The organism is Burkholderia sp. Bp9004 (genome assembly GCF_003858025.1).
Classification (GTDB): domain Bacteria; phylum Pseudomonadota; class Gammaproteobacteria; order Burkholderiales; family Burkholderiaceae; genus Burkholderia; species Burkholderia diffusa.
Window position 1 is genome coordinate 1 of the sequence record NZ_QTQD01000098.1, and the last position, 419, is coordinate 419.

Consider the following 419-nt stretch of genomic DNA (forward strand, 5'->3'; position numbering starts at 1 on the left):
CTGATGGGCGAGCACGAACCCCTGCGCCGCCTCAGCCTGTACCGCTATGACGAAGCGGGCGACCTCACGCTGGCACAAGACGAGAATGCTGCCGCGTGGACCTACCAGTACCAGCACCACCTGATTACCCGCTACACGGACCGCACCGGCCGCGGCATGAACCTGCAATGGCAGGGCGACGGGCCCGACGCCAAGGCCGTGCGCGAATGGGCCGACGACGGCAGCTTCGACACCCGCCTGGAATGGGACGAGAACATCCGCCTCACCTATGTCACCGATGCCCATGGCCAGGAGACCTGGCACTACTACGACCACCTCGGCTACACGTACCGCATCATCCATCCCGATCAGCGTGAGGAATGGCTGTTCCGCGATGAGGCGAAGAACGTCGTCCAGCATATACACCCGGACGGCAGCGA

The 419-nt window shown here is 64.2% G+C and carries 1 protein-coding gene; it reads left to right on the top strand.

The genetic code is table 11. The features are described from left to right. The coding region (locus tag DIE08_RS35320) for a hypothetical protein (RefSeq protein WP_148096108.1) at positions 1-419 on the top strand (419 nt) is incomplete at both ends.